Consider the following 13,222-nt stretch of genomic DNA (forward strand, 5'->3'; position numbering starts at 1 on the left):
GCGCCCGGGCCCGGCCTCCCCCGGACGCGCCCAGGCCTCGCCTTCCCCGACGCCCCCGGGTCTCTCAGCCCTCGACGCGCAGCGCGGGGAGGAGGACGGCGTCGACGAAGGTGCGCATGGTCGCGGCGTCGGCGAAGCGCTCCTCGAAGAGCCGCTCGATGCGGAGCATGCCCATGAAGCAGGGCGCGACGAATCCGATCGCCGGGTTGTCGGCGTCGATCTCGCCGCGCTCGACCGCCCGCGCCAGGACGGCGTCGAGAGCCGCGACCTCGGGGGCGATGACGGTCTCGCGGAGGGCGGCGCGCAGGTCGGGGTGCTGGATGAAGGCCTGGGCGACGGCCTCCATGAGCTCGGCGTCCCTCTCGCGGTGGGAGGCGGCGATGCGGCCGGCCTCGCGCAGGTCGCCGGCGAGGCTGCCGGTGTCGATGCCGGCGAAGACGGTGCAGCGGCGCCGGGCGAGGGCGGCGGTCACGAGCTGGGGTTTGGTGCCCCACTGCCGGTAGAGGGTGGCCTTGCCGCACTTGGTGCGGGCGGCGACGCCCTCCATGGTCACCGCGTCGTATCCGCCTTCACGGAGAAGGCAGAGCACGGCGTCATAGAGCTCCGTCTCGCGCTCCGGCGTGATCTTGCTGCGACGGGCTGCGGCGGTCGCGGCCTGTGTGGACATCGATCCCTCCCGGACACCTCTGTCTCTGCACATACGAGAGTAGGGGGTGCACAATCGAGACGCAAACGTATCGAGACGCTTGCGTCTCGCTGAATTCGGATCTAGGCTCACTCCGTTTGTTGGCGATTTGACGGATTAGAGGGCCGCGCGATGGCTGTCGGGATACGCGGGATACGAGTGCCACGTCCTGCAGGACCGGGGATGCCTCCTACCCCCGGCCCCGCCGGGCACGACGGGGCCGGGGAGGACGCGGGACCCGCTTCCGCTTCCGCTTCCGATCCCGAACCGGAGCCGGAGCCGGGGCTTCGGCCGGGGCCGGCGTCCGCGCCCGAGTCCCCGGCCGCGCCCGCGGCCGCCCGGCCGCCCCTCCTGCGCGAGCTCACGCTCGTCACCGCGCTCTTCCTCGTCTACAAGTTCGGCCGGCTCTTCGCCAACGGCCACGAGACCCGCGCCTTCCGGAACGCCGACCGCGTCTGGGACGCCGAGCGGGCGCTCCACCTGCCGGGCGAGGGAACGATCCAGCAGCTGCTCCTGCACGGCGAACCGCTGATCCGGGCGGCGAACACGTACTACGCGGCCGTGCACTTCCCGGCCACCCTCGCCTTCCTCGCCTGGCTGTACTGGCGCCGCCCCGCGCACTACCTGTGGTCGCGCCGGGTGCTCGCCCTCCTCACCGGCGCCGCGCTCGCGCTGCACCTCCTGATGCCGCTCGCCCCGCCCCGGATGCTCGCGGCCTCCGGGCTCGTCGACACGGCCCGGGTCTACGGCCCCTCCGTCTACGGGGCGGTGCCGGAGACCGACTCGATGGCGAACCAGTTCGCGGCCATGCCGTCGCTGCACTTCGGCTGGGCCCTGATGGTCGCGATCGGCCTGATCACCGCCACCCGGTCCCGCTGGCGGGTGCTCTGGCTGCTGCACCCGCTGCTGACCCTGCTCGTCATCGTCGGCACCGCCAACCACTACTGGTTCGACGCGCTCGCCGCCGCCGTCCTCCTCGGCCTCGCACTGCTCGTCGTCCGCGCCCCCGGCCACCGGACGGCGCCCCCACCCGTATCCCGCCCGCTCGGTGCGGCGCCCCTCCCGGTCGGAGCCCTGCGATGAACCCCGCCGTCGGCACCGTGCTCGCGGTGCTCCTCTCCCTCGTCTCCGCCGCCGGGTACGCGCTCGCCGCCGTCGCCCAGTCCCGGCTCGCCGCCGCCTCCCCCGCCGCCCCCGACGGGCGCGGCGCGCTGCGCGCCCTCCTCGCGCGCGGGCAGTGGTGGTGGGCGGTCGGCCTCAACGCCGCCGGAGCCCTCGCCCACGTGGCCGCCCTCCACTACGGGCCGCTGACGCTCGTCCAGCCGCTCGGCGCGCTGACGCTCGTCGCGGCGCTGCCGCTCGGTGCGTACTACGCGCGGCGCCGGGTGACCCGTACCGAATGGCGCGGGGCCCTGTGGACCCTGGGCGGACTCGTGGGGCTCGTCGCGGTGACCGGGCCGACGGCCCCCGGCGAGGCGCTCAGCCTGCGCGAGTCCCTGATCGTCGCCGCGTCCACCGCGTTCCTGATCGCCGTACTGGCCTCCGGGCGGCTGCGTGGGCGCGAGCAGAACGGGACCGCCGCGCGCGGGCTCGGGCACGCCACGGCCTCCGGGATCGCCTCGGGCGTCGCCTCGGCGCTCACCCAGACGCTGACGGCCGCGCTCGCGCTCGACCTGCCCGGCGCCGAGCCGACCTGGTGGCAGACCGCGCTCCTCGCGGTGCTGATATCCGCCTTCGCGAGCGGCGGACTGCTGCTGTCCCAGGCCGCCTACCGGGGCGGGCTCGCGGCGCCGCTGGCCGTCGTCAACCTCTCCAACCCGGCGGCCGCCGCGATCATCGGCGTGGCCCTGCTGGGCGAGACCTTCCGGGCGGGCGCGTGGGGCTGGCTGGTCGCGGCCGGCGCCTCGCTGGTCGCGGCGCGGGGCGTGGTGCTGCTGACGAAGGGCGGGACGGCGGCGGAGCCCGTACCGGCGCCGGTGACCGCCGCTTCGGGCTCGGCGGCGGTGGAGCCGGTGGCGGCGACTGCCGTTTCGGGCTCGGCGCCGGCCTCACCGGTCGGGGCGGCGCTTCTCCCGGCCGTACCGGCACCGCCCGCCGCCCCGGAGGCGCGGCCCGCACCCCGCACGACCGGCCTCGGCTCACCGGAGAGCGATCCGGTGCCGGTGCCGGTCGCGGGGTGAGGGTGGCGGTCGCGGAGGCCACGACCCCCTATTCGTCATCTTGACGACAATCGTTCGAGCCCACTATCGTCAGCATGACGACAAGGGGGCATTTCCATGGCTGACATCACCCGGCGGCTCGGCTGGCGCCATCTGCGTTCCGCGCCCACCGCCCACATCCGCCACCAGCGCCGCGGACGGCTCGTCCACGACGGCGCGGGGCTGAGCTTCTGGTTCCGGCCGCTCACCGCCGCCCTCTCCGAGGTTCCGGTCAACGACCGCGAGCTCGCGATGGCCTTCCACGCCCGCACGGCGGACTTCCAGGACGTGAGCGTGCAGTCGACCGTCACGTACCGGATCGGCGACCCCGGCGCGGCGGCCACCCGCCTCGACTTCTCCATCGACCCCGACACGGGCGCGTGGCGCGGCACCCCGCTCGAACAGCTCGCCACCCTCCTCACCGAGACCGCACAGCAGCACGCCCTCCACGTCCTCGCCCGCACCACGCTCGCCGCCGCGCTCGTCGACGGCGTGGCGGCCGTACGCGACCGCATCGCGGCCGGACTCGCCGCCGAGCCGCGCCTTCCGGACACCGGCATCGAGGTCGTCGCCGTCCGGGTGGTCGCGATCCGCCCCGAGCCCGAGGTCGAGCGGGCCCTGCGCACACCCGCGCGCGAGCAGATCCAGCAGGAGGCCGACCGGGCCACGTACGAGCGGCGCGCGGTCGCCGTCGAACGGGAACGGGCCATCGCCGAGAACGAGCTCGCCAGCAAGATCGAGCTCGCCCGCCAGGAGGAGCGGCTCGTCGAGCAGCGCGGCACCAACGCGCGGCGCGAGGCCGAGGAGAACGCGGCCGCCGACGCGGTACGCGCCGAGGCCGAGGCCGTACGGAAGGTACGACTGGCCCAGGCGGAGGCGGAGGCCGCGCGGGAGGTCGGCGAGGCGCGCGCCGGAGCGCAGTCCGCGTGGCTGCGCGCCCACGCGGAGGCGGACCCCGCGACCCTGCACGCCCTGGCCGTGACCCGGGCGGCGGAGAACCTGCCGCGCATCGAGCACCTGACGCTCTCCCCCGACGTGCTGACCGGTCTGCTCGCCAGGCTCGGCGGCGGCGAGGGCGGGGCGCGGCCGTGAGCCTCGCGCCGCGCGCGGTGCTCGTGCACCGGACCACGGAGTACGAGGAGTTGCTCGCCCGGCACGGGACGCACGGGCAGGCCGCGTTCTTCCTCGCCGCGCGCGGGCGCTCCGTCGACGCGGTGCGCGAGCGGCACGAACGCACCCTGGCGGCGCTCGCCGAGGTGGCGGGCGCGGTCCCGCTGACGTGGCGCCAGACCCGGGTGGAGCGCGCCGACCTGGACCGGTTCCTGTTCGGGCCCGAGGACGTCGTCGTCGTGGTCGGACAGGACGGGCTGGTCGCCAACGCGGCGAAGTACCTGACGGGGCAGCCCGTCATCGGCATCGACGCCGACCCCGGGCGCAACCCGGGCGTCCTCGTCCGGCACCGGCCGGACCGGGCGCGGCGGCTGCTGCCGTACGCGGCGGGGGCCGGTGCGGCCGTCGACGAGCTGACGATGGTCGAGGCGGTCACGGACGACGCGCAGCGGCTCCTCGCGCTGAACGAGATCTACGTCGGGCCGGCGGGGCACCAGACCGCCCGCTACACGCTCGGGCTCGACGGCACGGACGTCCCGCCCGAGCCCCAGGCCTCCTCGGGCGTCCTGGTCGGCACCGGGACGGGCGCGACGGGCTGGCTCCGGTCCCTGTGGGAGCAGCGCTCCAGCACGCTCGCCCTGCCGGCGCCGGCGGACGCGCGGCTCGCCTGGTTCGTCCGCGAGGCCTGGCCGTCACCGACGACCGGCACGACGCTCGTCGAGGGCCTCTTGGGGGCGGGGCGGGGCCTGCGCCTCACCGTCGAGTCGGACCGCCTGGTCGCCTTCGGCGACGGCGTCGAATCGGACGCGCTGGAGCTGACGTGGGGCCAGACGATCCACCTGACGGCATCGCCGTCCCGATTGCGCCTGGTCCATTGAACGGCGCCGCGGTTGTGGGCCCGCCCCCGCCCGCCGCGGGCGGGGCCCCGCCGTTGTGGGCATACGTCCCGCAGGGACGATTCCCCACACGGCAGGGGCGCCGTCCCGCCGAGGGTGCCGCGCGGCCGGAATCCGTCGGTGCTGGTGCGGCACGGCATTATGCTCGGCGCGCTTTGCCCGGGTTGGTTCCGACGCTCGGGCGTCCGCCCGCCCCCGGCCGTCGAAGGACACCCCATGAGTTCGCTCTCCGTCTCGTCCGCCACCCCGCAGGAGTGGGCGCTCGTGCGGTCCTGGGCCGCCGAGGAGGGGTGGAATCCCGGGCTCTCCGACGTCCCGGCCTTCTTTGCGCAGGACCCCGCCGGTTTCTTCCTCGGCCGCGTCGACGGGGAGCCGGTCTCCGCCATCTCGGTCGTCACCTACGACGACTGCTACGCCTTCCTCGGCTTCTACCTCGTCCGTCCCGAACTCCGCGGCCTCGGCCACGGGCTGACCACCTGGCGCGCCGCCCTCGCCCACGCCGGCGGCCGGGCCGTCGGGCTCGACGGGGTGCCGGCACAGCAGGACAACTACCGCCGCTCCGGCTTCACCACGGCCTACCGCACCGCCCGGTACGTGGGCGAGGTCCCGGCCCCGGACCGCCCGGTGACCGGCGTGGTGGCCGCCGACCGCGTCGATCCGGCCGCGCTCGCCGCGTACGACAGCGCCTGCCACCACGCCGACCGGCCCCGGTTCCTGGGCACCTGGCTGTCCACTCCCGGCCATCGGGCGCTGGCCCGTGTGGTCGACGGCCGCTTGACCGGATACGGGCTGGTTCGCCCCTGTGAGGACGAGGCGCGTGTGGGGCCGCTGTTCGCGGACACCCCGGCGGACGCGGCCGCCCTGCTCGACGGGCTGGCCGCCGAGGCGCGGGAGTTCGGCGCGGCCCGGATCGCGGTCGACATGCCGGAGGCGAACCCGGCGGCGGCCCGGCTGGCCCAGGAGCGGGGCCTGGAGCCGACGTTCGAGACGGCCCGGATGTACACGGGCCCGGTCCGCCCGGTGGCCCGGGACCGCGTCTACGGCGTCACGACCCTCGAACTCGGCTGACCCCGCCGCGCCGCCCCGAGGCCCGAGACCGCGTCCTCGGTGCACCACCCTCCGACTCGGCCGACCCGCCACACCGCCCCGCGGCACGAGCCCGCCTCCCCGGGGTCACCACCCTCCGGCTCGGCCGCCCCCGCCGCTCCCCGGACCACCCTCCCCGTAACCCCCACCACCCCCCGAGGGGTGACAAGGGTTTTCCCCGTATCGGGTTCACCCCCCCGTTCCCTACTGTCCTCCACACCGGCAGATATCATCCCCCGACCGCACCATGACAGGTGCATGCGGAGGGTGCCATCCGCCGCTGACGGCCTTGACCCGGGCCGTCGCGCCGGTGGCGGCGCACGGGCCCCCCAAGCCCAGGGAACGGCGGACGCGACCCCACTTCGCCCCGTGCGTCCCGCGCCGCCGCCACTGCTCCGCAGTTACGTCGTATTCGAAAGGGCCACACCTTGAACGGTTCCAGGCGGAGAGTCATATCCGTGGTCGCGAGCGCCGCGATCCTCGGTGCCGCTGCCATGACTTCCGGGGCGTTCGCCGCAACCCCGGTCGCTGCCACCCCGAAGCCGGTTCCGGCTTCGCAGACGATGCGGGCCCTTCCCAAGGCCCCCGTCGAGAAGGTGATCGTCACCTACAAGAGCCGGACCGCCGAGGCCGGTTCCAACACCGCCGCGAAGAGCGACACGGCCGAGAAGGCCGCGCAGACGGGCGAGAAGCTCTCCTTCGAGCGCCGCCTCGCCGGCGGTGGCGCCCTGGTGAACCTGGGCGGCAAGGCGACCAAGCAGGACGTGACCGAGGTCATGGACGCGTTCCGCGCCGACCCGTCCGTCGCCTCGGTCGAGCCCGACATCCGCGCCTACGCGATGGCGGTCACCCCGGACGACACCGACTACGCCAAGCAGTGGGACCTCTTCGAGCCCACCGGTGGCATGAACGTTCCTGCCGCCTGGGACAAGGCGACCGGCTCCGGCGTCACCGTCGCCGTCATCGACACCGGCTACGCCGCCCACTCGGACCTGGCGTCCAACGTCGTCTCCGGCTACGACTTCATCTCCACCTCCGCCGACGCCCGCGACGGCAACGGCCGCGACGCGGACGCGAAGGACGAGGGCGACTGGAACGCCACCGACGGCGAGTGCGGCACCGGCTCCACGGCCTCCAACTCCTCCTGGCACGGCACCCACGTGGCCGGCACCATCGCCGCCGTCACGAACAACACCAAGGGCATCGCGGGCATCGCGTACAACGCGAAGATCCAGCCCGTGCGCGTGCTCGGCAAGTGCGGCGGCTCGTCCTCCGACATCGCCGACGCCATCACCTGGGCCTCTGGCGGCACCGTGCCGGGCGTCCCGGCCAACCCGACCCCGGCCAAGGTCATCAACATGAGCCTGGGCGGCGCGAGCGCCACCTGCCCGAGCGTCTACCAGACCGCGATCAACGGCGCCGTCTCGCGCGGCACCACCGTCGTCGTCGCCGCGGGCAACAGCAACGCCAACGCCTCCGGCTTCACCCCGGCGAACTGCACCGGCGTCATCACGGTGGCGTCGACCAACCGCGCCGGCGCCCGGTCGTACTACTCCAACTACGGCACGATCGTGGACGTGGCCGCCCCCGGTGGCGAGACCCGCAACGCCACCGACACGCCCGGCACCGTCACCACCCCCGAGAACGCGATCTACTCGACGCTGAACTCGGGCCTGACGACCCAGTCGACCGAGACGTACAAGCCCTACCAGGGCACCTCGATGGCCGCGCCGCACATCGCCGGCCTCGCCGCCCTCCTGAAGTCGGCCAAGAGCACGCTCACCCCGGCCGACATCGAGTCGACGATCAAGGCCAACGCCCGCCCGCTGCCCGGCACCTGCACCGGCGGCTGCGGCACCGGCATCGCCGACGCCGCGAAGTCCGTGAACGCGGTCCTCAACACCACCCCGCCGTCCGGCACCGTCTTCACCAACGCGACGGACGTGGCGATCCCCGACAACACCACCGTGTCGTCCTCGATCGCCGTCACCGGCCTCACCGGCAACGCGCCCGCCACCCTCAAGGTCGCCGTGGACATCAAGCACACCTGGCGCGGAGACCTGGTCGTCGACCTGGTCGCCCCCGACGGCACGGTGCGCAACCTGAAGACCTCGTCCTCCTCGGACAGCGCCGACAACGTCCTGGCCACCTACACGGTCGACGCGTCGAGCGAGGTCGCCAACGGCACCTGGAAGCTCCAGGTCCGCGATGTGGCCTCGGGTGACACCGGCTACATCGACTCCTGGAGCCTCACCTTCTGACGCTCCGCCCGCACCACCTCTGAACCACCCCCCACAACAGCATCATTGCTGGTCAGCGACGCGCCCGTGGTCTACACCACTGGCGCGTTCTGGCGTTGTGGGAGCACCGTGGGAGCGCGCACGCGCCGGGCCCCCTGTCCGTATGCCGGACACAAGGCCTGGACTGTGCCCGTGGGCTCCGTATCCTCTGCGCACGGGGTTCATGGGCCGGGCCCCGAGGGGCCGGAGGTGGTGGACAGTGACGACAGCTCCGCAGAGCCCTGCCCCGGTGGGCCGGGAGGAACTCCTCACCCGACTGGAACGCGCACTCCACACCCGTGGCCGCGCGCTGCTCACCGGGCCCGCCGGCGTCGGTAAGACCGAGGTCGCGCTCGCCGAGGCCGCCCGTGCGGAAGCGCGCGGCGAGACCGTGCTGTGGCTCGCGACCCTGCCGTCCGACCGCGAGATACCCGGGGCGGCCGCCGCCGCGCTCGTGGCCTCCGTGGCGGCGACGGTCACCTGGCCGGGGCTCGGCACGAGCCGTCCCGAACCGCCCGCCCCCGCCGCCGATACGCATGCGGCCGGAGCCGACCCGACCACCGAGCCGTACGGGGCCGCAGCCCCCGGCGCGCTCGCCTCCGGGATCCTCACCGCGGGCGTGCTCGACTCCGGGATCTTCTCCTCCGGAGTCTTCGACCAGCTGCCGGGCCCCCAGCGCACGGCCGTCGCCATGCTCTGCCGCGAGGCGCCGATCGACGCCGGCGGCTGGGACCCGATCGCGCTGCGCCTCGGTGTCGCCCGGATCCTGCGCGCCCTGACCTGCCGCGGCCCGGTGCTGCTCGTCGTCGACGGGGTGCAGCACATCGACGCGGACAGCGCGGACCTGCTGCGGTTCGCCCTCCACCTGGCCCCGCCCTCGCTGCGGGTGGTGGCGGTGGAGACCCCGGAGCCGTACGCGGAGGCCCACGAGCCGTACCGCGAGGGCCACCGCACCGAGGACCCGCACGCCGCGCACCTGTGGGTGCCGTCCGAGGCGGACGTGCTGCGCGTCCCGCCGCTGCACGCCGACGAGATCGCCGAACTCCTCATCCACCACCGGCTGCCCTCCCGGATGGCCGGCCGCATCCACCGCGCCAGCGGCGGCAATCCGCGGCTCGCGCTCGCGGTGGGCCGCTCGCTCGCCGACGCGCGGACCCCCGTGCACCACGCCGAGGCGCTGACGCTCTCCGGGCGCGCCCGCGACCTCGCCCGCCAGCTCCTGGGCGCCGCACCGCCCGCCGTACGCGAGACGCTGCTGCTCGCCGCACTCGCGCTGCGCCCCTCGGCCACGCTCGTACGACGCGCAGGGCGGCCCACCGCGGAGGCGGACCTCGCCGCCGCCGAGCGGGCCGATCTGGTGTCGCTGTCCGAGGACGGCTCGGTGACCTTCACGGCCGGGCTGCTGCCCTCGACGCTTGTGCACGACGCCTGCTGGGCCGAGCGGAGCGCCGGGCACGCCGCGCTCGCGGAGGTCGTGGACGACCCCGTCGAGGCCGTACGGCACCGGGCGCTCGCGACCGAGCGGCCGGACGAGGAGCTGGCCGCCGAGGTCGCGGCCGCCGCCGATCTGGCCCGGCGGCGCGGGAACAGCGCGCTCGCCGCCGAACTCGCCCTGCTCGCCGCCGAGTCGACACCCGGCCGGCACGGCACGCGACGGATCGCGCGGCTCGTGGACGCCGCCGAGGAGGCCGCCCGCGCCGCCCGCGCCGACCTCGCGATGCGGGCCGCCACCGATCTGCTCGCCCGGGACGCGGGGCCGTCCGACCGGGTCAGGGCGCGGCTCGCCGTGCTCGACACGGCCGGCCAGGGGCTCACCGGGCTCGACGAGATGTACGCCCACGCCATGGAGGACTCCGAGGGCGACACCGCCCTGCGGGCCGCCGTGCAGCTGCGACTGGCCGTCAAGTACGTGCTCGCGGACGGCGATCCGGAGCGCTCGCGGACGGCGGCGGTCGAATCGGCCGCGCTGGCCGCCTCGATGGGCGACCCCCGGCTCGCGGTGCAGGCGCTGACCGTGCAGGCGCGGATGGAGCGGGCCCTCGGCGCCCCGGACGCCGAGGCCGTGCTCGCGCAGGCCCGCGCCCTGGAGCTGGCCGAGCGACCGCTCGGGATCCGCAACGCCGCCCAGATCCTGACGATCCGCCACGCCCTGTTCGACGACCGGCTCACGGACGCGCGCGACGAGCTGAACGCGCTGCTTCCGCTGGTCCAGCGACGCGGCTCGGTGGAGGACACCATCGAGCTGTTCTCCACGCTGGCCGCCATCGAGTCCCGCCGGGGCGCCTGCGCGGCCGCGCTGTCGCACGCGGGGCAGGCCCTCGCGCTCACCCTGGAGGCGGGCCTCTCCCCCGGCCCCGCCTGGTACACGCTCGCGCTCGCGGAGACGGCCGGCGGCAGCTTCGCGCGCGCCGCGAGCTACGCCCGCCGCAGCGTGCAGGCCTCGGAGGAGGAGGGCGACCGCGTCTTCCTCTCCCGCAGCCGGTACGCGCTCGGTCGGGTCCAGCTGATCACCGGCGACATCGCCACCGCCCTGGAGACCCTGCGGCGGGTCCAGGCCGACGAGCGCGCCCAGTCGACGGTGGACCCCTCGATGCTGCGCTGGCACGAGGAGCTGGCCGAGGCGCTGCTCGCCCAGGACGCGGGCGACGAGGCCCTGGCGCTCCTGGCGGAGGTTCGGCCGGTGGCGGAGCGCCTGGGCCGGTCCACGGTCCTGCTCGGCTGCGACCGGGCGTACGCCCTGTGCCTCGCGGCGGAGGGGCGGACCGACGAGGCGGCCGAGCTGCTCACCCGTACGGCCGAGAGCTTCGGCCGGGCCGGGCTGCCGCTCGAGCGGGGCCGGGCGCTGATCGCCCTGGCCCGGGTCGAGCGCCGCCGCCGGCGCCGGTCGGCGGCGCAGACCGCCCTGCACGAGGCGGCGTCGGTGTTCGAGCGGGCCGGGGCGGCCCCGTGGCTGGCCCTGGCGAGCGAGACACCGGCGGGCGAGGGCACGGGACCCGGTGCCGGGGTCGAGGAGTCGGTGCCCGCCCTCTCCTCCCTGACGGAGGCGGAACTGCGCCTGGCCCGTCTGGTGGGCCAGGGCGCGAGCAACCAGGAGGCGGCGGCGAAGCTGTACCTGAGCGTGAAGACGGTCGAGGCCCGCCTGACCCGCATCTACCAGAAACTCGACGTCCGCTCCCGCGCCCAACTGGCCACGGCCCTGCGCCCCTGACATCCGACGGTACGCCGCCCCCGGCAGCCGTCCCGCTCCGCACCCGCACGACCGGCCCCTCCGGCCGAGGCCGGACACCCCGCGCCCACCCGAGGCCCGGAACACGACGGGCCCGCGCCGAAGCGCCCGGAGGGCGGGGTCCGGCCGGCCGGACCCCGCCCTCCGGGGCAACGCACACGATCAGGCCGTCGGCGTGCCGAACCACTCCCGCAGGGCACCCGCCAGGCTCTCCTGGTCCTCGCCCGCCCAGACGACGTGGCCGTCCGGCCGGAGCAGTACGGCGGGGACGTCCAGTTCCTCGCTGACGTCGACGACGTGGTCGACGCGGTCCGCCCAGCCCTCCGCCGACAGCCGGCCCGTCTGGTCCAGCAGCAGGCCGCGGCCGCCGTGCGTCAGCTCGTACAGCCGTCCCCGCTTCAGCGTCAGGTCCCGCAGGCGCCGGCCGAGGAGTTCGTGGTCCTCGCCGAGGTCGTAGCGGACGTCGACCGCGGTGATCAGGCCGGTCACGTACCGGTTGACCTCCTCGAAGTCCATCAGCTCCGAGAGGAGCTTCCGCAGCGCCGTCGCCCCGGGGTCGGTGCCGAGCAGGGTCATCTGCGCGCGGGTGTTCTCCACCACGCGGGCCCCGACCGGGTGCCGCTCGGACTCGTACGTGTCGAGCAGCCCTTCGGGCGCCCAGCCGGCGACCGCGGCGGCCAGCTTCCAGCCGAGGTTGAACGCGTCCTGGATGCCGAGGTTGAGGCCCTGGCCGCCGGTCGGCGGGTGGACGTGGGCCGCGTCGCCGGCCAGGAACACCCGGCCGACCCGGTAGTGCTCGGCCTGCCGGGTGGCGTCGCCGAAGCGGGACAGCCAGCGCGGCGAGTGGACGCCGAAGTCGGTGCCGGCGACGGCCCGCAGCCGGGTCTTGAAGTCGTCGAGGGTCGGCGCGGCCGTACGGTCCTCGGCCACCCCGTCGGCGGGCACGATGACGCGGTACGTGCCGTCCCCGAGGGCCTTGAGGCCGAACCGCAGCTGGGTCTTCTGGACCTCCGCGACGGTGGCGGCGATCGTCTCCTCGTCCGCGGTCGCCTCCATGTCGCCGAGGAGCGTCTCGACGGTGGCGGGCTCGCCGGGGAAGGCCACGCCGAGCAGCTTGCGGACCGTGCTGCGGCCGCCGTCGCACGCGGCGAGGTAGCGCGAGCGCAGCTCGGTGCCGTCCGCGAGGGTGACGGTCACGCCGTCCTCGTCCTGGCCGACGCCGACCACTTCGGTGCCGCGCCGGATCTCCGTGCCGAGTTCGAGGGCGCGCTCGTTCAGCAGCCGCTCGGTGACCGGCTGCGGGGTGGCGAGGCCGTACGGGTGGGCCGTGTCGAGCCGCTCGGGCCACGGCTTCATCACGCCGCCGTAGAGGCCCCCGACCGAGAACTTCTCGCTGACCGCGGTGAACCGCTCCAGGAGCCCCCGCTGGTCCATCATCTCGACGCTGCGCGCGTGCAGGCCCTGCCCCCGGGACTCCTTCGTCGGCTCGGCGAGCTTCTCCAGGACGACCACGCGCACGTCGTGCAGCCGCAGTTCGCTCGCGAGCATCAGGCCGGTCGGTCCGCCGCCGACCACGATCACGTCAAACATTCAGTACGCCCCGTTTCCGCAGTTCCTTGCTTCGAGCGGAGATTCTGCGGCAGGAAGGGGGCCTTGCCGCAAGGCCCCCTGTGCGCTATATCTTGAGAGTGGCAAGGAGAGGTCTTCCCTCCTTGCCTCTGTTGTTTTCGGCCCTCGGTTCG

The 13,222-nt window shown here is 75.0% G+C and carries 9 protein-coding genes; 7 read left to right on the top strand and 2 right to left on the bottom strand.

All coding sequences use genetic code 11. The annotated features are described in order from the left end of the window. Positions 1–64 precede the first annotated feature (64 nt). Entirely contained in the window at positions 65–667 is a 603-nt protein-coding gene (locus ACFYX3_RS19305) for a TetR/AcrR family transcriptional regulator (RefSeq protein WP_376587651.1), read from the bottom strand. 201 nt (positions 668–868) lie between these two features. Here ACFYX3_RS19305 and ACFYX3_RS19310 point away from each other — a divergent pair, with 201 nt between their 5' ends. The 7 genes from ACFYX3_RS19310 (at position 869) to ACFYX3_RS19340 (ending at position 11,462) form a co-directional block, all read left to right on the top strand. Then, positions 869–1,768: a phosphatase PAP2 family protein gene (locus ACFYX3_RS19310; protein WP_389014705.1), complete on the top strand. Its 900-nt coding sequence runs from the start codon at positions 869–871 to the stop codon at positions 1,766–1,768. Beyond that, complete coding sequence (locus tag ACFYX3_RS19315; RefSeq protein ID WP_389014708.1) at positions 1,765–2,865, top strand: DMT family transporter; 1,101 nt, start codon at positions 1,765–1,767, stop codon at positions 2,863–2,865. The genes ACFYX3_RS19310 and ACFYX3_RS19315 overlap by 4 nt, the downstream gene beginning before the upstream one ends. Positions 2,866–2,961: 96 nt before the next feature. Then, positions 2,962–3,975, top strand: coding sequence for an SPFH domain-containing protein (locus ACFYX3_RS19320; protein ID WP_389014711.1), 1,014 nt, complete (start codon positions 2,962–2,964; stop codon positions 3,973–3,975). Then, positions 3,972–4,871, top strand: a complete 900-nt coding sequence (locus ACFYX3_RS19325) for a hypothetical protein (RefSeq protein ID WP_389014714.1) — start codon at positions 3,972–3,974, stop codon at positions 4,869–4,871. The genes ACFYX3_RS19320 and ACFYX3_RS19325 overlap by 4 nt, the downstream gene beginning before the upstream one ends. A gap of 234 nt (positions 4,872–5,105) precedes the next feature. Next, positions 5,106–5,957 carry a GNAT family N-acetyltransferase gene (locus tag ACFYX3_RS19330; RefSeq protein WP_389014717.1) on the top strand — a complete coding sequence of 284 codons (852 nt, stop codon included), beginning with the start codon at positions 5,106–5,108 and terminating at the stop codon, positions 5,955–5,957. A 581-nt stretch (positions 5,958–6,538) separates the two neighbouring features. After that, entirely contained in the window at positions 6,539–8,236 is a 1,698-nt protein-coding gene (locus tag ACFYX3_RS19335) for a S8 family serine peptidase (RefSeq protein WP_389015284.1), read from the top strand. A gap of 238 nt (positions 8,237–8,474) precedes the next feature. After that, a complete protein-coding gene (locus ACFYX3_RS19340) occupies positions 8,475–11,462 on the top strand; it encodes an AAA family ATPase (RefSeq protein WP_389014720.1) in 2,988 nt (995 codons plus the stop codon). Between the two features lie 180 nt (positions 11,463–11,642). Here ACFYX3_RS19340 and rox read toward each other — a convergent pair whose 3' ends face one another. After that, complete coding sequence (rox, locus tag ACFYX3_RS19345) at positions 11,643–13,070, bottom strand: rifampin monooxygenase (RefSeq protein ID WP_376587631.1); 1,428 nt, start codon at positions 13,068–13,070, stop codon at positions 11,643–11,645. Positions 13,071–13,222 lie beyond the last annotated feature (152 nt).

The sequence above is a fragment of the Streptomyces sp. NPDC002463 genome, from assembly GCF_042889835.1.
Classification (GTDB): Bacteria; Actinomycetota; Actinomycetes; order Streptomycetales; family Streptomycetaceae; genus Streptomyces; species Streptomyces nymphaeiformis.